General features: G+C 37.1%; 18 protein-coding genes. 15 read left to right on the forward strand and 3 right to left on the reverse strand.

Going from position 1 to position 25,168, the window contains the following annotated elements; genetic code table 11:
- Window positions 1–52: 52 nt before the first annotated feature.
- The 15 genes from A0J48_RS03940 (at window position 53) to A0J48_RS04010 (ending at window position 19,972) form a co-directional block, all read left to right on the forward strand.
- Window positions 53–1,063: a glycosyltransferase family 2 protein gene (locus A0J48_RS03940; RefSeq protein ID WP_200320514.1), complete on the forward strand. Its 1,011-nt coding sequence runs from the start codon at window positions 53–55 to the stop codon at window positions 1,061–1,063.
- 20 nt (window positions 1,064–1,083) lie between these two features.
- Complete coding sequence (locus A0J48_RS03945) at window positions 1,084–1,920, forward strand: phytanoyl-CoA dioxygenase family protein (protein WP_200320516.1); 837 nt, start codon at window positions 1,084–1,086, stop codon at window positions 1,918–1,920.
- Between the two features lie 89 nt (window positions 1,921–2,009).
- Window positions 2,010–2,555, forward strand: a complete 546-nt coding sequence (rfbC, locus tag A0J48_RS03950) for a dTDP-4-dehydrorhamnose 3,5-epimerase (protein ID WP_200320518.1) — start codon at window positions 2,010–2,012, stop codon at window positions 2,553–2,555.
- Window positions 2,556–2,557: 2 nt separating this feature from the next.
- A complete protein-coding gene (locus A0J48_RS03955; RefSeq protein ID WP_200320555.1) occupies window positions 2,558–3,871 on the forward strand; it encodes an NAD(P)H-dependent oxidoreductase in 1,314 nt (437 codons plus the stop codon).
- Window positions 3,872–4,314: 443 nt separating this feature from the next.
- Window positions 4,315–5,415 (forward strand): glycosyltransferase, encoded by a 1,101-nt coding sequence (locus A0J48_RS03960; protein WP_200320520.1) that lies wholly within the window; start codon window positions 4,315–4,317, stop codon window positions 5,413–5,415.
- A gap of 375 nt (window positions 5,416–5,790) precedes the next feature.
- Window positions 5,791–8,022, forward strand: a complete 2,232-nt coding sequence (locus A0J48_RS03965; RefSeq protein WP_200320522.1) for a GumC family protein — start codon at window positions 5,791–5,793, stop codon at window positions 8,020–8,022.
- A gap of 647 nt (window positions 8,023–8,669) precedes the next feature.
- Entirely contained in the window at window positions 8,670–9,419 is a 750-nt protein-coding gene (gene hepC / locus A0J48_RS03970; protein ID WP_200320524.1) for a heterocyst development glycosyltransferase HepC, read from the forward strand.
- Between the two features lie 144 nt (window positions 9,420–9,563).
- On the forward strand, window positions 9,564–10,508 hold the full coding sequence (locus tag A0J48_RS03975; protein WP_200320526.1) for a hypothetical protein: 945 nt from the start codon (window positions 9,564–9,566) through the stop codon (window positions 10,506–10,508).
- 65 nt (window positions 10,509–10,573) lie between these two features.
- Window positions 10,574–12,403, forward strand: a complete 1,830-nt coding sequence (gene hepA, locus A0J48_RS03980) for a heterocyst formation ABC transporter subunit HepA (protein WP_200320527.1) — start codon at window positions 10,574–10,576, stop codon at window positions 12,401–12,403.
- Between the two features lie 89 nt (window positions 12,404–12,492).
- Entirely contained in the window at window positions 12,493–13,659 is a 1,167-nt protein-coding gene (locus A0J48_RS03985; RefSeq protein ID WP_200320529.1) for a glycosyltransferase family 1 protein, read from the forward strand.
- A 162-nt stretch (window positions 13,660–13,821) separates the two neighbouring features.
- Entirely contained in the window at window positions 13,822–14,805 is a 984-nt protein-coding gene (locus tag A0J48_RS03990; RefSeq protein WP_200320531.1) for a glycosyltransferase family 2 protein, read from the forward strand.
- Between the two features lie 212 nt (window positions 14,806–15,017).
- Window positions 15,018–16,220 (forward strand): glycosyltransferase family 4 protein, encoded by a 1,203-nt coding sequence (locus tag A0J48_RS03995; protein WP_200320533.1) that lies wholly within the window; start codon window positions 15,018–15,020, stop codon window positions 16,218–16,220.
- The gene (locus A0J48_RS04000) at window positions 16,138–17,094 is read left to right on the forward strand and encodes a glycosyltransferase family 2 protein (protein ID WP_200320535.1); all 957 of its coding nucleotides are present in this window, start codon (window positions 16,138–16,140) and stop codon (window positions 17,092–17,094) included. The genes A0J48_RS03995 and A0J48_RS04000 overlap by 83 nt, the downstream gene beginning before the upstream one ends.
- Before the next feature lie 198 nt (window positions 17,095–17,292).
- A complete protein-coding gene (locus A0J48_RS04005; protein WP_200320537.1) occupies window positions 17,293–18,747 on the forward strand; it encodes an O-antigen ligase family protein in 1,455 nt (484 codons plus the stop codon).
- Window positions 18,748–19,090: 343 nt separating this feature from the next.
- Window positions 19,091–19,972, forward strand: a complete 882-nt coding sequence (locus A0J48_RS04010) for an aspartoacylase (protein ID WP_200320539.1) — start codon at window positions 19,091–19,093, stop codon at window positions 19,970–19,972.
- 149 nt (window positions 19,973–20,121) lie between these two features.
- Here the strand turns inward: A0J48_RS04010 and A0J48_RS04015 are convergent, their stop codons facing one another.
- The 3 genes from A0J48_RS04015 to A0J48_RS04025 form a co-directional block, all read right to left on the reverse strand.
- Window positions 20,122–21,246 (reverse strand): glycosyltransferase family 4 protein, encoded by a 1,125-nt coding sequence (locus A0J48_RS04015; RefSeq protein ID WP_200320541.1) that lies wholly within the window; start codon window positions 21,244–21,246, stop codon window positions 20,122–20,124.
- A gap of 110 nt (window positions 21,247–21,356) precedes the next feature.
- Window positions 21,357–22,139, reverse strand: a complete 783-nt coding sequence (locus A0J48_RS04020) for a PIG-L deacetylase family protein (protein ID WP_200320543.1) — start codon at window positions 22,137–22,139, stop codon at window positions 21,357–21,359.
- A gap of 412 nt (window positions 22,140–22,551) precedes the next feature.
- On the reverse strand, window positions 22,552–24,774 hold the full coding sequence (locus A0J48_RS04025; RefSeq protein WP_200320545.1) for an NHL repeat-containing protein: 2,223 nt from the start codon (window positions 24,772–24,774) through the stop codon (window positions 22,552–22,554).
- Window positions 24,775–25,168 lie beyond the last annotated feature (394 nt).

Here is a 25,168-nt window from a genome sequence, read left to right on the forward strand (position 1 = left end):
TTTCGCTATTTATAGCAAAAAAATACTAGGCAAATAGGATGAATATACCACCATGAATAAATTATTAACCATTGCTATTCCTACCTATAATCGAGCCAATTTACTGGATAGACAATTAGAGTGGTTGTCTAAAGCCATCAAAGGATATGAATCTGATTGTGAGATATTAGTTTCTGATAATTGTTCGACTGACAACACTCAAGAAATCATCAAGAAATGGCAAGAAAATCTTAATAATGTTACTTTTAAATCTAATCGGAATATTGAAAATTTAGGCGTAATGAGAAATATCATCTATTGCCTAAGTTCAGCAACCACAAAATATGTATGGACAATTGGTGATGATGATCCAATTCAAGAAAGAGCCATCAGTTATGTAATAGATAAAATCAAAAATATTGAGAATTTATCATTACTATTTCTCAATTTCTCTGGTAGAAATAAGATAACTGGTGAAGCAGTTCATCCACCCACAATAGTTGGTAATCGTTGGTTTGATGCTGATACGGAAGATGGTCAGGGAGATGGTAAGGCAATCTTTGAATATTGTTTTACTAAAAGTGTGGGAGCAGTCATTTTTCTCACTGCTACAATATATCGCGCTGACTTAGTGAAACGTGCTTTACAAATTTGGCCAGGTGCAATTAATAATTGGATATCTTTAGCATATTTTGCCGGATATTGTGCTGCTCATGGCAAAGTAATTGTCACTAAAGATACCTATTTAGAATGTATTGTTGGTGTTAGTTATTGGCAAAAAGAGCCAAAATCTGCGCTATTAATGCAATATAAACATATCCCCGAAGTAATTTTTAAGCTACAAGAAAATGCAGGATATTCTCAGCGATTTTATGCACAAATGATGGTACATAACTTTCAACAAGTTAACTTGAAAGTTTTCTTAGGTGCTTTAAGAAGATGGCCAGTTTCTGCTATTCAAACCGTAGTTCCTTTTTTGGCTATAGTGGGTATTTCTGCTATTGAAGTCATGGCTGCTCCCGAAATTAAAATCGCCGAATCTCATCAACAATTTAACCCAATTGTCCGTCGAAATAAAGGATAAATAAGGAAGGTATAAGTCCTATGATTGCAACTATTAACGACAAAATCAATACCATAACTTCTGAGTTAGATTATCAAGTATCACTAGTCCAACACAGAAAAAATTTGCCTGTTTTATCTAACGAAGACCAACTAATTGCCCAAACTCTGAACAAAGAAGGTGTTTACATTACTTCCTTAGAGAGTTTAGGATTACCATCAACTGCACAAATGTTAGAAAGTGCTAAAAATTATGCAGCAATGATGAAAAATCCCAGAAATATTGAATCAGGGTATAACTTACCCCAAATTTATACAGTTACAGATTTACCAGAGTTTGTTACCTGGGGAATTGAAGAAAGGCTGCAAAATATCATAGAACACTATATCAGATTACCTATAGCTTTTCATGGTGTTCATGTGCGGAAAGACTTCCCGAACGAACAGCAACTACAAACATTACTATGGCATAAAGATTCTGAAGACCGACGCATGATGAAAGTCATCATCTATTTACATGATGTGACAGAAAAACACGGTGCTTTTGAATATATACCCCTGCCTACTAATCCATTGGAGTTATTGAATTATTATCGGGTTGATTATGCACTGTGGAAGTCTAATTTTTTAGGAATTAATGACCAAAAAATGATGAATATTATTCCTAAAAAAGCTTGGAAATACTGCCCAGGAAAGGCGGGGACTATAATTTTTGTAGATCCCAGAAATGTTTTACATCATGGTACTGTGAGAAGTGAAGAACGCTCAACCATCTTTTTTGTTTACACAGCAAAATCACCAAAGCGTCCAGAACTTTGCACTCAATACAATGATGATACTTTCATCAAACCCAATAAACAATTAATGGCTAATGGGTAATTCGTAATTCGTAATTCGTAATTTACTCCTCTGCTCCTCTGGTTTTTATCGCCTGTTCCCTATTCCCTATTCTCTATTCACAGAAAAATATGATTTTCACAGAAACTAAACTCTCTGGTGCGTTCATTATTGACTTAGAAGAAAAACCAGATCATCGTGGTTTTTTTGCTCGGACTTTCTGCGCTCAGGAATTTGCATACCACGGATTAAAACCCACAGTTGCTCAATGTAATCTGTCCTTTAATCATAAAAAAGGCACATTGCGGGGAATGCATTATCAACTTCTCCCAGCAGCAGAAACAAAATTAGTTCGTTGTACTCAAGGAGCAATTTATGACGTAATTGTGGATATGCGTCCTGAATCTCCAACTTATCTGTCGCATATTGGTGTAGAACTAACTGCGGAAAATCGCCGCGCTTTATATGTACCAGAAATGTTTGCCCACGGTTATCAAGCTTTAACAGATGGTGCTGAAGTTGTGTATCAAGTGGGTGAATTTTACACTCCTGGTTATGAGCGTGGTTTGCGTTATGATGATCCACTTTTAGCAATTTCTTGGCCTGTCGCTGTAACTGAAATATCTGAAAAAGATCGGAATTGGTCTTTACTAGAATCTATTTTAATAGGAGTTTAATGATGCTGATTGTAGATAAAGCTTTACAAGCCCGTGCGGCATTAGGTAAACCTGTAAAAGTAGCCATGATTGGTGCTGGTTTTATGGGACGCGGCATTGCTAATCAAATTATCAATTCTGTTCCCGGAATGGAATTGGTTGCTATTTCTAATCGTCACATTGATGGAGCTAAACGAGCGTATTTAGAAGCAGGAATTGAGGATTTTAAGATTGTTTCTAGTGTGGCAGATTTAGAAAATGCAGTGATGCAAAATGAATATGCAGTCACTGAAGATGCCATGTTGCTGTGTGAAGCCGATGGCATAGATGCAATTATTGAAGTCACAGGCACAATTGAATATGCTGCTCATTTGGTGATGAGAGCGATCGCACATCAAAAGCATATCATTTTAATGAATGCAGAACTTGATGGTACTATCGGCCCCATCCTCAAACTACACGCCGACCGCGCTGGAGTCATCCTGACAGCTTGTGATGGCGACCAACCAGGGGTAGAAATGAACCTCTACCGCTTTGTGAAAAGCATCGGTTTAACTCCTTTACTGTGTGGAAATATCAAAGGTTTACAAGACCCCTACCGCAACCCCACCACCCAAGCGGGTTTTGCTCAACGTTGGGGACAAAATCCGGCAATGGTGACAAGCTTTGCAGATGGGACAAAAATTTCTTTTGAGCAAGCAATTGTCGCCAATGGCACAGGTATGAAGGTAGCAAAACGCGGAATGTTGGGTTACGAATACACAGGTCATGTTGATGAAATGACCAAAATGTATGATGTTGACCAACTAAAAGAATTAGGTGGCATTGTTGATTATGTGGTTGGCACAAAACCGGGTCCAGGGGTGTTTGTTTTTGCTACTCATGAAGACCCCAAACAACGCCATTATCTCAACCTTTATAAACTTGGTGAAGGACCTCTTTACAGTTTCTACACACCCTATCACCTTTGTCATTTTGAAGTTCCTCTTTCTGTAGCTCGTGCAGTATTATTTCATGATGCTGTACTGTCTCCCATCGCTGGCCCAGTTGTTGACGTTGTTGCAACTGCCAAAATTGATCTCAAAGCTGGAGAAACTTTAGACGGCATTGGTTATTACATGACCTATGGACAATGTGAAAACTCAGAAATTGTTCAGCGAGAAAATTTACTACCTATGGGTATAGCTGAAGGATGTCGTTTAAAACGTGATATTTCTAAAGATCAAGTCCTCACCTACGACGATGTAGAATTGCCTGAAGGTAGACTTTGCGACAAACTACGCGCTGAACAACAAACTTATTTTGCACCTGCAAAAACCTTGGTATTAACAAAATAGTCTGAAAAATTCCATCAAGGGTATAAGGGTGTAGGGGTGTAGGGGAAAAACCTACTTCTTGCCTCCTGCCTCTTACCCCTGCACTTGACCTAATTCATAATTTTGCTCAAGGTGAGCAAATACTTAAAAGTTTTCCTGATATTCTTATTCAACCTTCGATTTTTAATTATAGGTAGTCAAAATTTTAGTTGATAATATTTACTTAGGTGTTGGCGATGTTAAGTAACTTATTGATAGTTGTAATTTACTTGACTATATTCAATTCGGAAATAAGTAAATATTGAAAGTTTTTTAGATGTTGCCAGGGCATTATCCCAAATTTCTCATATTTACAACATCCTCAAGATGGGTTTAGTGCAAGCAGTAGACTGGTATAAACATATCTGTACATACTTGCTAGTCAAACCTGAATTTAATCAACATTGCAATATAAGGCATCATCCATGAAAATTGCTCTCGTCCATGATTACTTAACCCAGCGCGGTGGGGCAGAGCGTGTGTTTGAATTGCTTTGTAAACGTTACCCCGAAGCTGATATTTTCACCTCTTTATATGATCCGCAAAAAAGTATTGATTTCCGTGAGCGTATAGTTAACACAACTTTCTTACAAAAGATTCCCGGTGCAGCAAAGTATTTCCGATTGATGGCTCCTCTCTACTTTCCTGCCTTTCGGGCTTTGGATCTTCAAGACTATGATTTAATTATCAGTAGTAGCACTAGTTTTGCAAAAGCAGTCAGAAAAAAACCACAAGCACGCCATATTTGTTTCTGTCATAATGTTACCCGATTTTTATGGGATACAGAAACTTATTTACGGGAGTATGGAGACTATCGGTATTTTGCGCCCTTGATTGAAAAAATATTTCAAATGATGAGAAATGTAGATCTGAAATACTCCCAAGAACCAGATATCTACATTGCTAATTCAAGTGTTGTTGGCCAACGCATTCAAAAAATTTATGGTAAACAAGCAATTGTAATTAACTATCCAATTGATACCAGCAATTTTGTTTTTTCCGATACAAAAGATGAATACTACTTGGCATCTGCCCGGATGATAAGTTATAAACGTCTTGATATAATAGTCGAGGCTTTTAACTGGTTAGGGTGGCATTTATTAATATCAGGTGACGGACCAGAACTAGAACGGTTAAAATCCAAGGCATTAGGTAATATTGAATTCTTAGGTCACGTTAGTGATGGAAAACGTAAAGACTTATTTTCTAGAGCTAAGTCTATTATCGTTGCAGCCTTAGAAGACTATGGATTAGTTCCAGTGGAAGCAAATGCTAGTGGAACGCCAGTAATTGCCTATGGAGCCGGTGGGGTATTAGATACTCAAATACCTGGTAAAACAGGAGTGTTTTTTAAGAGACAAACGCCTGATTCTCTACAAGCCGCATTATTAGAAGCTAGAGGAATATCTTGGAATTACGAAAATATTCGTAATCATGCCGTTAATAATTTTTCGGAACAAGCATTCTTTAGTAAGGTTGAGCAAATTCTTGTTCAAGCTGCTGGTGTGCATCGCTCATTCATTTAACTTCAGGGTAAGGATTCAGCGTAACGAGTAATGAGTGAGATACCTGCTGAAAACTCAGCACAAATAAGTCTAAAGGCCATGAATTCATGAAAGAAGGAAAATATTTATTTCTAGATGCAAAGCACGAGAAATCATGTTTCCTTGTTTCAACCCCCTAACTTTAGTTATGGGGTTACTCGGTACTTCGTACTCCTGAATCATTGATAATCTACCGATTGATCAAATATTCATGACTCATGACTCATGACTCCTGACTTCTGAATTCTGAATTCTGAATTCTAAATTCTGAATTCTTACGAATTGGTATTAGTTTCACCCCCTCAAGGAAACAAGCTATTTATAGCATCTCGCACAACAAGGATAAGGATAATCAAAGTGGTTCAAACTAGTCTAAGTCCTCATATATCTCCAGTAGCAGATACAGAACCAGGTTATGGACAAATTTTTGCTGTTTTTGTCCGACGATTTCCCTGGTTTTTATTAGTATTTTTGAGTTCTACTGCGCTGGCAGGTATTATTACCTTGAAGACAAATCCCACCTTCAAAAGTACGATGCAACTTTTGGTAGAACCTAACTATCAAGGCAAAAAAGAAGGAGATAATTCTGTAGAGACTCAGTTTACAGACACTAACGTTGTCATCGACACGGCTACACAACTGAATTTAATGCAGAGTTCTGGATTAATTCAAAAAGCAGTTAATAAACTCAAAGCTGAATATCCAAATATTACGGTTGAAGATGTAAAAAAATCCTTAGTCTTAACTCAACTTAGAACTAAGGACGATAACGTTGTCACCAAAATTTTTCAAGTAGACTATACGGATGGAGATCCAGAAAAAACACAGAAAGTGTTAGCTGCTATTCGACAGGTCTATGTGGAATATAACAAACAACAACAGGATCTGCGGTTACAAAAAGGTCTGCAAGTTATTAGAGAACAGTTGCGAAAAGCCAGTGACGAAGTAAATGCTGCTGAAGCTAATCTCCAACGATTTCGCCGAAACCAGAATTTAATTGATCCGGAAATACAAGCTAAAGCAATTGAAGAATCTTTAAATAATATTCAGAAAGAACGACAAACAACTCGTTCTCAATATGAAGAAGCTTTAGCTAAACAAAAATCTCTACAACAACAACTGAATCGTTCTCCTCAGAATGCCTTAGTTTCTTCTCGTCTGAGCCAGTCTACACGCTATCAAAGTTTACTGAATGAAATTCAAAAAACCGAACTAGCTTTAGCACAGGAACGCTTGCGTTTTACGGATGATACTCCCAGTGTGCAGAAGCTAAAGGAACAACTTCAGAGCCAAAAAGAACTCTTACAAAAAGAAGTTAGTAGAACTTTAGGTGGAAAGTCTAATGCTACATTCGGTTTTGGTGAAAACCTGCTCGAACAAGGACAACTGGGGGAAATTGACCTAAATTTGACTAGTGAATTAGTAGAAAATCAGACTAACATAGTTGCATTGAGTGCGCGTGACCAAACCTTGGCAGAAAAAGAGAACGAACTGCGATCGCAACTGAAACGCTTTCCTTCTCTCTTGGCTTATTACAATCGCATCCTGCCCCAATTACAATTTAGTCGGGAAAGAATGGAGCAATTGTTGAGAGCAGAACAGCAATTGCGTCAAGAACTTTCCAAAGGTGGATTTAATTGGGAAGTGGTAGAAGAGCCACAACAAGGTATAAAATTAGGACCTAATCTCAAACAAAATCTCCTCTTAGGTGCAGTAGTAGGATTAATGTTAGGTGGTATTGCTGCCTTTATTCGAGAATCATCTGATGATTCAGTCCATACTACTGCTGAATTAGAGAAACAAATAGCTTTGCCATTGTTAGGAACAACTCCTAAATTACCACCAGCTAAACCCAAAGAATCAATCATCAAATTGCCATTTGGTAAACCCGAAGTTCTTGCTCCTTGGACAATTCAAGTCTTGCAATCTCCACCCCGTTGGGAATCACTAGACCTGATTTATAAAAATATAGAACTTCTCCATAGTGTCACTGATTTAAAATCTTTGATGGTGACATCAGCATTACCCGATGAAGGTAAATCAGCTTTAACATTAGGTTTAGCTATGAGTGCAGCCAGATTACATAAAAAGGTGTTGCTTATAGATGCCAATTTGCGAGATCCTAGCTTGCACAAACAGTTGAATCTTCCTAATGAACAAGGGTTATCAACTTTATTAGCTAGTGATGTAACCCTTCCTAATCAAATTGGGGTTCCATACTCAGGCTCATCTTATATCGACATTTTAACGGCTGGCCCAATCCCTGTAGATCCGGCTCATCTTTTGAGTTCTCCACGCATGATGGAATTGATGGCTGCATTTGAAGAAAACTATGATTTAGTCCTCATAGATGCGCCCTCAGTTCTGGGTATGGTAGATGCCATACTCACAGCCTCATCTTGTCGGAGTGTAGTCATGGTGGCAAGCATTGGTAGAGTAACACGCAATAATTTAGCTCAAGCTACAGCAATGTTAAGCAAGTTAAATCTGATTGGGGTTGTGGCTAATGGAGTGTCTAACTCTGATAGCACTTATGTACCTTATGCCAAACAATCACAATTGGTATTGCAACAATTTGTGGAAAAATAAATGATTTCCACTTCACCGTTCTATTTATCAAAAGATAATTCAGGAGTCAAAACTCAGAATTATTCTGAATACTGTCAGATTGACTCCCATACTTGTTGGGTAAGCAGAAAAGGTGAATTAAACATAACACCCACAGGAGATAGATCCCCGATTTCTTGGAGAAGTCGGGGATCTGGGTATAACTAAGTTTGTCTTTGGTACATTTTGCTGACTGCTGTTAGCGCAGCTTGCCATTAGGCGTTAGCTGACGGCTGAAGTGCTTACGAATATTGCAGTTCATCAAATTTTTATATTAATTGCCCAAAAATATAAGTATTTAAAGATTTAATCAAGAATGAGTAGCATGATAAGTTATTTCTGCCAATTCTTATATGCTAGAGATTAAGGACAAAACTAAACATTTTCAAGTGAGAGTTGAAAATTTAAGTAGTTGAAAATCAATAAATGTAGCGGTGATTTTAAGGGATTATTGACCTCTACATATCCCTAGGAAAAATACCAAGTGTCCTCACTCTCCATTTCTCTTAATTGCTGTTTCCTTAACTCTTATTCTCGTTTTCTGTACATCTTCACAGCTACAGAATTCTACACATCTGAAATCTTATTATCCACTTCAGTAATTGTCTAGTGTATAGATTAAAAGACCTATGACAACTTCAATTGTTCCCAATTTACACTCTACTACACCTAAACCTCACCAAAATTATCACTCTCAATACTGCACACTTCAATGGCGTAGAGGTCAGCTATTGGTAAAGCCTCCTAGTGATTTTCAACAACCTTATTTACCTTCGCTAGATAACGAACAATTATTGGTGGAGTGTTTAAAAAATTCTCCTGTTAATGTAGTAACTATAGATCCAAAATTAGGTTATGCTGCGCTGCGATTTTGGGCAGATGCCTGTCAGCAAGCTAATAAGCCAATATTTCTATCCATGGCCTGTAGGAATCAATTTTCTACATTAAGTCAGCCAGTATTGATAGTGATACAAAGACTAATAGACTGGATTTTAGCACTAAGTTTACTGCTATTAATTAGTCCTTTAATGCTGGGACTAATTGTCATCATGCGCCTTCAATCATTTGATTTACTCTTTACTTATAAGTGGCATATTGGTGAAAGAGGTAAATTATTTAGAGCTATCAACTTCTGCACAACCAGAAACAACCATAGTCCGCGATTAGGTTTATGGATGCGTAAATATGGTTTAGATAACTTACCTAAATTATTCAATGTCCTCTGTGGGGAAATGAGTTTGATTAAATATCGTTGTTGGTGTTTAGAAGATGTGATCAAACTAAGTTTAGAAATAAAAGAGCAACAGTTAAATGAACTACCTGAAGTAATAACTGCATGGCAAATAGAGACTGAATACGAAACAGCGAGATTGTCATAAATTAAATACAATCTACATCTAGGATAAGAATTCATATTTCTTTTAGTTTTCATCCTAGTATGTTTTTTATTTCCATGATGATTATTTCCTGTTTTCATCTTCAATCTCAGGAATTATATACCTAACTCAAAAATTAATAGCACCATGCAAACAGCAATTTGTACCGTTTTTGAAAAAGACTACCACTATGGTGTAGGAGCTTTGGTAAATTCCTTATATCACCACGGTTTTAGAGGCATATTTTGGGCAGGATATCGTGGTAATTTACCCCATTGGGCTAAGTCTGTGCAAGCAGGAAATGGTTATCAAGAATTAGCTATAGGTGAAGGTTGTGCAATCAGGTTTGTCAAGCTAGAAACTCGTAAGCATTTAGGTTTTTACAAGCCTGATTTTATGTCTTTATTATGGGAAAAATATTGCCCAGATGTTGAAGTATTGTTTTACTTTGATCCGGACATTGTCAATAAATGTAGTTGGCATTACTACGAAAATTGGGTAAGTCGAGGTATTGCTCTTTGCGGTGATTCTTGGTATCTTGTTCCTGCAAATCATCCCAAACGTTTAGCATGGAAAGAATTTGCTGAAAATAACGGTTTTGTTTGTGAGCGAGAATTAGATTATCACTACAATAGTGGCTTTATTGGTGTCCATAAAAATTACAGATCTATCCTCAATCTTTGGCAGAAATTAGAAGAAGTAGGTGAGATGTCAGGATATGCCAATTTAGAGGATCTTTATGGTGATAAAACCTTTAATACTTATCCCTATCTTTATGGTGACCAGACTTATTTAAACTTAGCATTGATGCTGAGTAATTATCCTTTAAGTACCATTGGGCCTGAAGGGATGGATTTTATTCCTGGTGGTACTATCATGTCTCACGCCACCGTACCAAATATTAAACCTTGGCGCAAGCAATTAATTATAAATGCTTTACAAGGTAGCTCTCCAACTGTGACTGATAAATTATATTGGCGACATAGCCAAACACCAATTCAATTATATTCAACAGTAAAATTATTCTGGCAACAATTTGAAATTCTCTTTGGATCTGCTGTTGGTCGTTTTATTCGTCGCGCTCCAATGTAAGGATATTGATTATATATTGATATCCAATTTTTGTCGTGTTCTGAAAATAATCTTTCCAAAATTTTATGTATTTCAAATTGCCCACATCAACCTTAAAAATCTTCAAATACACGAATTTCTGGCAAAACAATCATTTAATATTACGAGAGTTCAAACACTTTAAATTAACGGCTATTTTAGCAATATTTTTTTCGTTATTATCTGCTAGCTGTGAGGGATTTGGCTTAGGTTTTTTGCTTGTATTTTTGCAAAGCTTGACTACTCCTGGTTCTGAACCTGTAAAAATAGGAATTGACTGGTTTGATATTGCAATTTTAGGTATTAACGCTTCAGCAACCGAGCGATTATACCGCGTATCGGCTTTAATTGTGATTACCACCTGTATCCGTGCATCATTCAATTACCTAGGACAGATTTGCATCCAGTTTAGTGAAATAAGTTTAGTAGATAATCTACGTCAACGAATTTTTGAACAATTAGCAGCTCAAAACCTAAGTTTTTTTAGTAAAAAAAGCTCTGGAGAATTGATTAATACTCTCACTAATGAAATGGAGAGGATTAGACAAATTTTTGGAGGTATGGCTTTTTTAGTCACCAGAAGTTTAACTCTAGCAGTTTATTCCATTTCATTGTTTATTTTGTCATGGAAACTTTCAATAGTCTCTTTTTTGTTATTTGGTCTTTTAGCAGTAGGGCTATCAACATTAAATAAACAAATTAGAGAACGTAGTTTTGAAATCACCAAAGCTAATGACCATTTTACTTCTAGGGCGCTAGAATTTATTGAAGGTATACGTACAGTTCATGCCTTCTATACTCAAAAATTTGAACAGCAGCGATATAATCAAGCCAGTGGCAACATAGTTAAAACTTGGAAGAGAGTTTATTGGATTTCTCTGCTAGTTAGACCTTTAGCAGAGAGTATAGCTACTCTGATTCTTATCACTATGGTTTGTGTGGCAGTACTGACAGGCTTAATGCAGGTTTCTGCCTTATTGACTTTCTTCTTTGTGCTATTTCGCATCGTGCCAATGACTCAAGATTTGAATGGCGTAATAGCTTTTGTCAGTACCCAAGCTGGAGCAGTAGAAAATATCAAGGATCTATTAAAAACAGAGGATAAAATTTACTTTCAAAATGGACATCTTCCGTTTAGGGGATTACAAAGAGTCATAGAAATAGTAGCTGTAAATTTTGGTTATGAACCTCATAAACTGGTACTCAAAGATATTACGCTAACGATTGAAAAGGGAAAAATGATTGCCCTAGTTGGTGCATCTGGTGGTGGTAAAACAACACTTGCTGATTTAATGGCCAGATTTTACGATCCAATAGACGGAAGAATACTCATAGATGGAGTAAATTCAAGGGAATTTGAAATTGGATCTCTGCGCCGTAGAATGGCAATAGTTAGTCAAAAAACTTTTATTTTCAACACTTCCATTCGCAACAATATTGCCTATGGTACACCAGAAGCAACTGAGGCGGAAATTATAGAAGCCGCACGTTTAGCAAATGCTCTGGAATTTATCGACAAATTACCTCAAGGTATGGATACAGTTATCGGTGCTGATGGTATTCAATTATCTGGAGGACAACAACAACGGATTGTTATTGCTCGCGCTTTGGTCAGAAATCCAGAAATTTTGATTTTAGATGAACCCACAAGTGCTTTAGATGCAATCACAGAACAGGTAATTCAAGAGTTGTTAGAAAAATTTACCGAAGGTCGGACAGTAATTGTTATTGCCCATCGACTTTCTACCATCGCTCAAGCCGATAAAGTGGTTGTGATTGAACAAGGAAAAATTGTGGAGCAGGGAGCATATCAAAGCCTACTAGAACAACGTGGTAAGTTTTGGAAATATTATCAAATTCAAAATGAAGTCAAATAAATAGGTATTAATTTCTTAATCCATTTTGCAAAATTTATCCAATATCTTGGTGATTTAGTGGCAATTTCAGTAAACAAGAGACAAAATATATGATCAATAATCTTCCTGCTAAATTTAATGGTAAAGTATATTTTTTCTGTGACCCTAGAGAGGGTGTTGATGTCGGAGATCAGTTTCAACATTTGTTGGTTTGTTTAGCAGAAGGTTTTCGGGAACTGGGAATATCTTGTTTTTCCAATGTCAACTACTGGCGGGAGTCACCACAAGAGGAAAAATATCTCTTGAATTATCAACCAGATATCACACCTGATGATTGTTCTCTCGTCTTGTTAACTAATAATTGGTTTCATATTAATTATCCTTTACCAGATAATTTATTTAAGCCAAGTCGTCAATATCTAACTGTTTATTTAGATGGCGAAGATAGTGACAAAACATACATACAAAGACCAGAATTTAGACAATTTGATTTTATTTTTCGGAATCATTTTAACAGCAAGCTCAACTATGGTAAGAATTTTTACCCTTGGGGCTTTGGTTTGAGTAATCGGATTTTACAGGAAGTTAAAGACAGCCCCAGTTATAATGAGCGAAACAAACAAATTCTGATTAATTTTAGAAGTTGGAAAAGAGGTCATCCAGTCAGAAATATCAGTTCTAGTCTATTCCTGCCCGAAATTACAAATCTTCTGCAAATAGATAATAGTATTGATAATCCAGATAACCGTTCAACTGAAGCATATCATGAGTTGCAATGGTTACAGACAGGTAAACGTCATTATCCAAGCTATTATCATCGCCTGAAAAATTCAACAGCCTGTGCCTGTTTTGGTGGCTTTTTTGTTCCTGCTTGGCCAAATAATCCAGGTAATGTAATGAATCGTATTGGTAAGCAATTTCTTAGCAATATAGGATTAAAATCTAACACTATTGTACAGTGGGATAGTTGGCGATTTTGGGAATCATTAGCTGCCGGCTGTACTACTTTTCATTTAGATTTTGAGAAATATGGGCTTTGTCTGCCTGTAATGCCTGAGAATTGGCGGCATTATATTGGTATAGACTTAGATAACGTAAAAGTCGCTATAGAAAGAATAGCTGATGAACCAGAAATTTTAGAGCAAATTGCTTTACAAGGAAGGTTGTGGGCAATAGAAAATTATAGTCCTGTACCGACAGCATTACGCTTGTTAGAGACTATTTACCAACAACCAATCTCTCAAAAATATCAAGTGGAAACATTGGTAAATATTTAATTTTTGATCAGGGTGTATCTATATTTTGTAAGCATTCAACTATCAGTAGTCAGCTTTTTCACGACTATGCCAAATTTCTCAAATACTATTACTCCTGACTCCTGAATTCTTACTACATTTAACTAATATTTTTCGAGTTTGTAAATATACAGTGGTAATAATATGGCTATTAATTCTCAATTATCAGCACCTTTAGTCAGCGTTATCATTCCAACTTATAACCGCCAAGAATACCTGAAAGAAGCTATTGCTAGTGCCGTTAAACAAACTTATCAAAATATTGAAATTATTGTTTCTGATAATTGTAGTTCGGAAAATCCTCAAAGTTTAGTTGAGTCTTTTGGCGATTCCCGGATCAAATTTTGGCGACATCCAGAAAATGTGGGAATGCTAAATAATCAGATGAATGCTTTTCAAATGGCACGTGGGAAATATGTTGCTAGTCTCCACGATGATGATATATGGAATCCAGATTTTTTAGCTAAACTTGTACCGCAATTAGAAGCAAATTCTGACTTAATTCTGGCTTTTTGTGACCATTATATTATCAATTCTCAAGGAGAAATTAATGCAGCGATCACTGAAGAAAATACACGCTTTTATCAGCGTGATAAATTGGCTTCAGGAATTTATCAGGACTTTATTAAAATTGGCTTGGTTGATAAAAGTATCCCTACTGCGGCGGCTTGTGTAATTCGTAATGGTTTGATTGATTGGAATAGTATTCCTTTAGAGGTTGGGGGAATGTGGGATTTATATTTAACTTACTTGTGCTGTATATCGGGATATAGTATTTACTATTGTTCAGAAAAATTAACGCGCTATCGCAACCACGATCAAACAGATACTAATATCAGTGGTAGCCGTAATGTACAGGCAAAAATTCGTAAGGCTACAAGTGAGATTTTCTGTTACCAAATTTTTATGAAAGATTCGCGTTTACAGCATTTTCATGCACACTTTAAAAAACTGTGGTTGGAAGCTAATACAACTTTAGGAATTGGTTTGTTGCGAGACCAGCAAAAAAAAGCAGCACGTTCTTATTTTTGGAGTGCTTTAAATGAACAAAAATTTAATTCACGGACTTTAATCGCTCTCACTCTTAGTTACACACCTCAGATATTGACTAATAAATTACTGGGATGATGGAAAATTAATACCCAGATAAGTAAGTCGGCTCGAAAAAACCGAGGTATGTTACAAAATGTAAAGTCGGTGAAAGTCTCTTCCCTCTTGCCTTTTGCCTCTTGCCTTTTGCCTTGCCATAACGATAAATTTCAACGCCTACCTACTTATTGGGTTAAAGAGGTTAAGGTTCTAGCAAGAATTTATAAATTTATAAAATTGAGAGGTCATGAGTGAAACTTTGCATTGTTACTCATAAAATTAGAAAAGGTGATGGACAAGGACGAGTCAACTATGAGGTAGCTATAGAAGCACTGCGCCGTGGTCATCAGTTAACATTATTAGCCAGTGAAATAGCACCAGATTTAGAACAAAATAGTGCGGTAAATTGGATTAAAATTCCCGTGAACGGATATCCTAGTGAATTTATTCGCAATTTTATTTTTGCTAAAAAAAGTGGTGAATGGTTGCGTCAACATCGGCAAGAAGTTGATTTAATTAAAGCCAATGGTGCAATTACTATAGGCACTACTGATGTCAATGCTGTGCATTTTGTCCATAATTCTTGGTGGGCATCACCTGTACATATTTCCCGTCAACATCGAGATTTATATGGTTTATATCAGTGGCTGTACACTGCCATAAATGCCTATTGGGAAAAACTAGCTTTTCGCCAAACTAAAGTTGTTGTTGCTGTCTCTAAAAAAGTAGCGGAAGAGTTGGTTAATATTGGCGTAACCCGTGACAAAATTCGCGTTATTGTCAATGGAGTTGATTTACAAGAATTTTCTCCTGGTGTGAGTTCTCGCCAACAATTGGGTTTACCAGAAAATGTCACATTAGCCTTATTTGCCGGTGATATTCGCATTTCTCGCAAAAACTTAGATACTGTACTTCATGCCTTAGTCAAAGTTCCTGATTTACATTTAGCAGTTGTTGGCGAAACCAAAGATAGCCCCTATCCAGAAATGGTTGCAGCTTTAAAATTAACTGAACGGGTACATTTTTTAGGTTATCGCCGTGATATGCCACAAATTCAACAGGCATCAGATTTATTTGTATTTCCTTCCCGTTATGAACCTTTTGGATTAGTAGTAATTGAAGCGATGGCTTCAGGTTTACCAGTAATTACTGCTAAAACTACTGGTGCGGCTGATTTATTAACACCAGCTTGTGGAATTGTTTTACCCGACTGTGACGATGTTGATGCTTTAGCCGATGCTTTGAAATTATTGAACAGCGATCGCACATTACGCCAGCAAATGGGTAAAGTAGCGCGTACCATTGCTGAACAATATAGCTGGACGACTATGGCACAAACCTATTTAGATTTATTTGAAGAGTTAATTAAAAATGAGGAATACAGTTCTCATCCCTACCTATCGCCGTCCGCAAGACTTATCTCGTTGCCTTTCCGCACTGCAAGCCCAAACTAAAGCAGTTGATCAGATAATTGTGGTAGTTCGAGATACAGATACAGAAACTTGGCAATTTTTACACCAATTTCCTTGCCAAAACCTGCCACTACAAACCGTCACAGTCACACAACCAGGAGTAGTCGCAGCCCTCAACGCTGGACTAGTAGCGGTAGCAGGAGACATAGTTTCCATTACTGATGATGATGCCGCACCCCATTCTGACTGGTTGCAAAAAATCAATGTCCATTTTCAAAACGATGGTTGCATAGGTGCGGTGGGCGGACGTGACTGGATACACCGGGGTGAAAAGATAGAAGACGGATCATATCCGATAGTCGGGCGTTTACAGTGGTTTGGGCGTGTCATTGGCAACCATCATCTGGGAGTAGGTGAAGCCCGTGAAGTGGATGTCCTCAAAGGTGTAAATATGAGTATCCGCACCCAGGCGATCGGCAAATTAAAATTTGATGAAAGAATGCGAGGAACTGGCGCACAGGTACATTTTGAAATGGCCTTTACCTTTGCACTCCAACGCGCAGGTTGGAAAATTATTTATGATCCCAGTATTGGTGTAGATCACTATCCAGCCCAACGTTTTGATGAAGACCAACGCCAAAACTTTAATGAAATTGCCTGTATTAATTTAGTACACAATGAAACCGTAGTTTTATTAGAACATCTGCCACTATTACGCCAAATTGCTTTTTTATTATGGGCAATATTAGTAGGCACAAAAGACTGTTTTGGCTTAGTCCAATGGCTGAGATTTTTTCCCAGTCAAGGCAAAATTGTCAATAAAAAATTGCAAGCATCTTTGCGCGGCCGTTGGCAAGGATGGCAAACACATCAATTAAAAATTCAAAATAAGTATTCATCTCTCAGTAATCAGTAAATGGCTACGCTACGCTAACAGCTTTCAAATATAGATAGACAAACTTTGTAATAAAATTGGATTTTTTTACTCCCATTCCACCAGTTTTAATGAGAGTAATTAACAGCATATTATTGATGGTTTTCCTGTTTTTGCTGATGGCTGAATGCTTGCTTATATACTTCAATCCAAAATCCAAAATCTAACATCCAAAATAGTATGTTTTCCAAACAGATACTTTTTAATAGTTTTTTACAATCTAACTTTTCTCCACAAGATCGATCTGCACAAAGTTGGATAGTTATTGTCGGCTTCCTATTACTCATAGCAACTTGTTACTTTGGCGGTGCAGCCAGCTTATTAAGGCTAATTTTTCCGGCTACTTCTTTATTAGTAGCCATCTTTTTATATTTGCGGCATCCCATTCTTTACATCGGCTTCACTTGGTGGATCTGCTTTCTCACACCTTTACTCACTCGTTTAGTTGACTATCGGGTAGGTTGGGATGCCACCCGGCAAATGATGATAGCCCCTTATTTAGTGGTATTTGTCACCATTGCCACTTTTATCAAACACTTGCCTCAAGCTACTCGTCAAGGTGGTTTACCCTTCATTTTAGCTTTCACTGGCGTATTTTATGGATTTTTAGTAGGGATTATTTTTAATCAACCAGTTCCAGTAATACGTGGTTTTTTAGACTGGGTAAGTCCCATTATTTTCGCTTTTCATTTATTTATCAATTGGCGAGATTATCCCAGCTATCGCCAACACTTTCAGCGTGTATTTATCTGGTGTGTTTTAATTACTGGTGCTTACGGTATATATCAATTTGTAGCTGCTCCTGAATGGGATAAATTGTGGTTGATAGAATCAAAAATGTTCACCAGTGCTGGTAATCCTGTGGCATTTGGAATGAGAGTTTGGAGTACACTCCACTCACCAGGTCCGTTTGGTGCTGTAATGCAAACAGGTTTACTATTATTATTTACTAGTACAGGCCCGTTAATTTTTCCTGCCTCAGCCGTTGGTTATTTATCGTTTTTACTCTCTCAAGTACGTACTAGTTGGGGTGGATGGTTATTAGGAATCATCCTGATTTTTGGTTCAGTGAAAACTAAAATTCAACTGCGCTTAATTGCCATTATTTTAATTATGGCTGTATGCGTTGTGCCATTGGTGACGATTGAACCTATTTCCAAAGTTGTAACTACTCGTTTGGAAAGTTTTTCCAATCTGGAGGAAGATGGCAGCTTTAAGGATAGATCAGCAACTTATGATCGCAATCTGAATTTAGCCCTTTCTACTGCTCTTGGTAACGGTTTAGGAAATATTTGGAAGGTCAATGAAAAAACTGGACAAATTGAAGTTATTGTCATTGACAGTGGGATTTTAGATATGTTTTTTACCTTGGGTTGGTTTGGTGCAATACCCTATATTAGTGGGTTGGTTTTAATTCTTTTTAGTGTTATTCGCTATACTGAAGGTCGGTTTGATAGCTTTGTTAGTGCTGCTCGCGCCATTAGTATCAGTTTTTGCGCTCAATTAATTATATATAGCGGGATGTTGAGTGTATCAGGTATGATTATGTGGGGATTTTTAGCTATGGCTATGGCAGCACATAAATACTATCAACATCAAGCTATGAAGATGTATAGCAACAGTCAAGGTGGTTAGGACATCAACAGATGATAAAACCTAGACCGTAAAAGCCTTTTAACTGGAGTCACCTGTCAAAAGTCACCTGTTACCTGCTATAGCTTCTATCCCAGTTCTAAATCCAATACTTGTCGGTTAAGCTAAAAACATTAAATTAGGTAGGTTGGGTTGACGCTAGGAAACCCAACATTTACGGACTTTTGTTGAGTTGCGCTTTCTTTGGACCCAACCTACAAAAACTCTTAACCGAACAGTATTGGTTCTAAATCTGTTCTGAAAAACAACATTCCCGGCTTCTGTGAGAAATCGGGAATCTGGTATTTTCTAATTTATAGCTAAGTTTTGTCTACATGAGGTAATTATGACTTCAATCAGCAGGGTAGCAGTTATGGGAGGAATTCACGGGAATGAAGTAACGGGAGTTTATCTGATTAAAAAATTTCAAAAATATCCACATTTAATTAGTAGACCTAGTTTTGAAACTCTACCATTACTGGGTAATCCCCAAGCTATTGTTGCTCGAAGAAGATATATTGATACAGATTTAAATCGGTGTTTTACGGGAAGTGATTTATCAGCTAAGACACCTGATAATTATGAACAGGTGAGGGCTAGAGAAATTCAACAAATCCTGCAACCACAAAACCAAAATTTTGTCGATGCGATTATTGATTTACATACCACCACTGCCAATATGGGATTATGCATTATTCTCGGTAATATGCACCCATTATTATTGCGGTTGGCTGCTAATTTGAGTGCGATTAATCCCTTAGTTAAAGTTTATAGTCATCTGCAACCCAGAAATAGTGGTTTTCTCCGTTCTTTAAGTGAATTAGGTTTTGCAATTGAAGTTGGTGCTGTATCTCCAGGCATTTTAAATGCAGAATTATTTCAGCAAACTGAACAACTTGTTTATAGTATCCTGGACTATTTTGAACAGTATAACCGAGGTAAAGATTATGTGATTAACAACACCCTAACTCTTTATCAATCAATTGGTGCGGTAGATTATCCCAGAGATGAGGATGGGGAGATTGAAGCTATGATTCATCCTCAACTGCAATTTCAAGATTATGAACCGCTACATCCTGGTGATCCAATTTTTCTGACTTTTGAAAACAAAGAAATTCTTTATCAGGGAGAGTCTATTGTTTATCCCATTTTTATCAATGAGGCTGCTTATTATGAGAAGGGAATTGCTATGTATTTAAGCCAAAAGCAAGTGATTGATATATATTAGGGAATAACAATTGACAATTACCTCTCCTTCCAGGGTAGAGGATTGAAACCAAGGAAAAGTTTTGCTTTCTATTTATTTTTTACAGGAGAGATTTTAAAGAAAATTAACCAATTATCAATTATCAATTATCAATTATCAATTGATGATGGCTATTTACCTGCTACTAATTCTCTAGTTTTCATGACGTTGATAACATCATATTCTCTCATTAATTCACGATAGACAGTTAATGTTTCCTCATTTACTCGTGCGGCGCTAAATCTTTCTAGGTTTTGTTTGGCGCGGAATTTCCATCTTTGTAAGAGTTTGGCATCGCTGAGTAGTTGCGCCAACGCATGGGCTAACTTTTGACTATCTTTAGGTGGTACTAAAATACCAGCTTGTCGATGATCCAAAGTTTCAGGAATACCATCTACATCACTGGCGACAATTGCACAACCAGCTTCTCTTGCTTCTGTCAAAACCAAACCAAAAGATTCGCAATGTGAAGCCAGAACAAAGATATCTGTAGATAGCATATAACGTTGGGGTTCTGGTTGGAATCCTTCAAAATGAATCCGTTGGTGTAATCCTTTGTCTCTAAATTGTTTACTATTAATAATAGTCTCAAACATAGCCCGATCTGGACCATCTCCAACTAGATAAAGATGGGCTTGGGGGAAATCTTTACTAATGAGACTAAATGCCTCAATTAACTCACCAATACCTTTGCGGGTATACATTCCAGCTACAGTGGTAATGGCTGGATGATGGAGTGGTATGGGTTGGTAATCTTGAATTTTTCTATGTCGAGGACTGTTTAAAGTGCCGTTGGCAACTACCCGCAATTTTTTAGCTGGGATACCACGACGGATCATCGAATCAGCTACTGCATGACTAACTGCAATGACTCGATCTGCTAATCCCATTAATACTGCACTGCGTTGAAATTCATTGTGGACAGTAGAAACTAAACTATATTCACTACTATTTCTGAGAATTCCTGCTAAAACAACCCCTGTCATCATGTGGGCATGGACAATATCTGGTTGAAATTCTTTGATAATTTCTCGATAACGCCAAGCAGCTTTGATCATGTTTACTGGCTTGCGGGATTGATCCAGTTGAAAGTGGCAAATTCCATGATTTGCTAATAATGTTTCGTATTCTCCACCTGCTGATGCGACTGCAACATCAAAACCTTTTTTTGTTTGTAAACAAGCTAAGTCTACTGCTACATTGACAATTCCGTTACCGATTTTTTGGACATGATTTGTAATATGTAGGATTCGCATTTAACTTTTCTCCACGGCAATTTTTCTAGCAGATATCATGATGCTTCCCACGATAGATTTAGCCTTGCAGCCAGTTACCACTTATCAGTTATCAATCTTCAAGCGACTGATTAATGTTTACTGTGAAAGAAGATTTCTTCGGAATTTAAGAATCGCTTGATAAAACCACGCGGTAGGGTTTGTATTTGGGAAGGATAGGCGGCGATCGCTCTTTTTTTCTTGTCTTGCACTGATGTAATTGATAACCGATAAGCTGACCTAATATCCTTTAATTTCAACAAGATAAATAACGGCGCTCTCCAGAATACCCAAATCGGATACTCTAGGAGTTCTAATTTAATTCCTAATTGTGCGATCGCCTCTTTAACTAAAGAATATGTCGCTTCATGATCTTTATGACAATCTTTGCGATGAGGAACATAAACTTCTCCTGGTTGATATTGCTTTAACAATTGAGAGATCTGATCAATTGTTTGTTGTCTTTCCTCTGCTTTTAAATCTGGTAAAGTTCCATCTGGCTGATCAAAAAAGTAAATTTCTGAAGGCTGCACTCCTAAAATACTTAATGCCTTTAAGGACTCTTGTTTACGAATTTGAATAATTTGATTTTGAATATGTGGGTCTGAACCGTGTGAACCTCGTCCATCCGTCAAAAATGTGACAACTACAGATATTCCTTGTTCTCTTTTCCGGGCGATCATACCACCACAACCCAAGGTTTCATCATCTTGATGGGGAGAAAAAACCATTGCTGATTTTTGGCTAAATTTTAATGGCTGACTTCCCCAAAGTAAAATCCATTTTGATAGTAAACTGGAATGAATATATTGGATCTGATTGAGCAAATTATTGGGAATGAGTTTTTCTAATTTCGTCAGACTATTTTTATCCATGTTTTCTGCTTTCCGAGTATGGTGTATTAATACTTATCAAGGGCTGAATTTTTAGATAAAAGGCAACTTTATATGCATAAGCATTTGTTATTAATCATAATTAATTAAAACCTCAGATATTTATTTTTTGTGTGAAATTGGTTGATAAATATGAAGATAAAATCAGTCATAAGCTCGGTTAAATACTGATAATAAAATTTATTTATGCGGGTGGTAAAGCTACCACTTTGGACTTGATAGCGAAGCTTGGCGTAAGCCATACTCCTAGCCCATGACTTACGTCACGCTGCGCGAACATAGATAACTTTTTCAGCCAACCCTACTTAATTTGTGAAAAATTTTAAGGGGTAAAGCGTAATGTTAAACCCCTAAAAAATGTCAATTTTCGAGTCAATTATTAGACTCTTTTTCCTCAAATTGGTAAGCGATAAATAATCACCTTTCCGTTGCCATTTTCTTCTACAAATACCAAGTATTCACCATTAGCACGACGAAAAGCCCGGATACCGTGGGGGATATCAATCCAGCCACTTTCTCCACCAACTTCTGGCCCTGGCCCAAATTTGTGTACAAGTTTGCCTGTGGCAGCTTTATAGACATACACCTCTGCGGTTTTCACTGTCACTGCAAACACATAATCGCCAGCTACACTCATGGATGCGGTAGAAATTTCTCGCTTTCCTGTAGTGTCGTAAGGAACTACAGTGCGCCATTTGGGAGTGCGATTTCCTTGACTCCACTGATCAAAACGAGCAATTTCTGATCCTACAACTCCTGTATCATCACCAGAAGACGGATGTTCTGCTGTAAAACCTGACAAATACATAGTATCTGTTTCCGGAAAATACTCAATTCGCCGCAAATCTTTAAAGATGCTAGGAGTCTTTTCCTTTTGCATGGAATTATAGGTATAGATGGGGTTTCCTTTACTATCTAATCCTTGTAAAGGATAATGACGAATACCATCTTCAGTTCGCAAAGTTTTCCAAACATCTCCTTTGCTATCTACCCACCAACCACCTATGTAGAGATAATCTTCGCTGCTGTCATATTCATTTTGATCAAAGGCACCATTACCATTTTTATCTCGCCAAATCCATTCTCCTTTGGCTGGTTGATAAGGAGGCCAACTACCAGAGATGGATTTACCTTGATCATTTGTTCCCACAAATAGCCCTGCCGGAACAGCAATTTTACCATCGGTATCTGGTTGGAAACGATAAATTTGCAGTAAGCGGCCAAACATATCTGTGAGGAATATAAAAGGCTTTCCTTGAATACGACGAACAAAAGTACCATCCGGTGCTGTATGTAAACGAGGATCTTGAGGATATTTAAAAGGATTAAGTGTGTAGGCTTTATAAGTCCATTGTTTACCAGATGGTTTACTATAATCCATCAAGTATTGTTCATGCTTGGTGAATACATTTACACCATCACTTTTAGGGTCTGTATCTGCATTATCTACAAATATTAAGCCTAGTAGTTGCCATTGTAGTTTTCCAGATGCGGAAAATTTCCTTAAATCTGTGCCTGATTTGTTAAAACCATTGTTGTTGATATAGATATTCCCGTCCTTATCTGTACCAATTCCGGTAATTCCATAAAGTTTTAAACTTTGAACTTCGCCGGGAACACCACTATAAATTCCATTTTTAGTGCCGAATGTCCCTACTTGTACAGGCTGGTTTTTGATGTTATAAATCAGGACTTGTTGGCGAATGCCGTTTTCTGCTACTAATAGTCTGTCTTGTTTGTAAATTGCGATCGCTGTTGGGTCAACAACATCTACAATTTGTTGAGGTAATTTTTTCCCTGTCTGGGAATAATGGACAATTTTACCCCCTGTACTACCTTTTTTATTTTGAACAATCCACAAATCTCCTTGTGGGTCAATCGCTATTCCTCCGGGATTGGTAACAGCAAAGCTACCCATTTGCTGCATTGTTTCCGTATTGTAAATCCGCACAATGTTGGCAGCAGCATTACTTACAAATAATTTATTCCCTACAGTTGCTAACCCAGTGACTTCATTTTTTTCACTGGTAATTAACATACTTTTATCCCAACCATTACCTTCAGGAAAAGGTACAGGTTTTCCCGCTAAATTATAGCGTCTGACACAGTACCAAGTTTTACCTTCGGGGGGATAACCGTCTTTGCTATCCTTCATTCCCCCCTGAGTCATAGCAACATAAATATATTTGCTATTGGCTGTTACTGCTTTACCACCAAGACGATACCAGCCGTGAAGGTCTTCTAAAAAACCAATAACTTTACCATCTTTATATATTCCCGCTTCTCCTCCAGCTTCATCCCAATAACTATTAGTGTAAATTTCACCATTTGTTGTTACATAGATGGATTCCACATTATTTTGAACGCGCAATTTTCCCTTGCCGATAGTATTACCAAGCCAAGAGGTTTTATAAGTAAATGCAGGTGCTGTAGTGGTTTTCGTCGTGGCTGAATCCATTGTCATACCCACGAATGTGACTATTAAGCCACAGGTTAAACCCAGTAAAATATTGAAAGCTATTTTTGTCCGTCCAGATCTACTCTGAAGTAAATTTTGGATAATTTGATTTAGCTTGTGACTGATATTTTTAATTTGGGAAATGAATTTATTTTTCATATAATTGCTCTGCTGGCATATTGGCAATTATCATTTTGGGAAAATTACTGATAGCCGAATGTAGGGCTTTAGCATGACTACACCCCTATTGAATGCTGCTGTCAGTCCCGTAGTGAATGATTAAGTGCGATGTGGCTGAGAATTGGTATATGCATCGGTGTTAGACATAAATAACTTAACAAATAAATGTTGTTAATTATATTTTTTCATCAAAACTTTATCAATAACAAATATTCTTTTCATACAGAAGTTATCCGAAAACCGAAAAATTTTATATAAGTTTTAAAATAAACTTTTACCTCCCATGACAATCAGTAATATTTAATACATAAATTATCAAATATTTAGCTCTTGGGATAGATCTAATTAAGTAGAAAATATTGAATCATAACAG

It is taken from the genome of Sphaerospermopsis aphanizomenoides BCCUSP55 (genome assembly GCF_001586785.1).
Classification (GTDB): domain Bacteria; phylum Cyanobacteriota; class Cyanobacteriia; order Cyanobacteriales; family Nostocaceae; genus Sphaerospermopsis_A; species Sphaerospermopsis_A aphanizomenoides_A.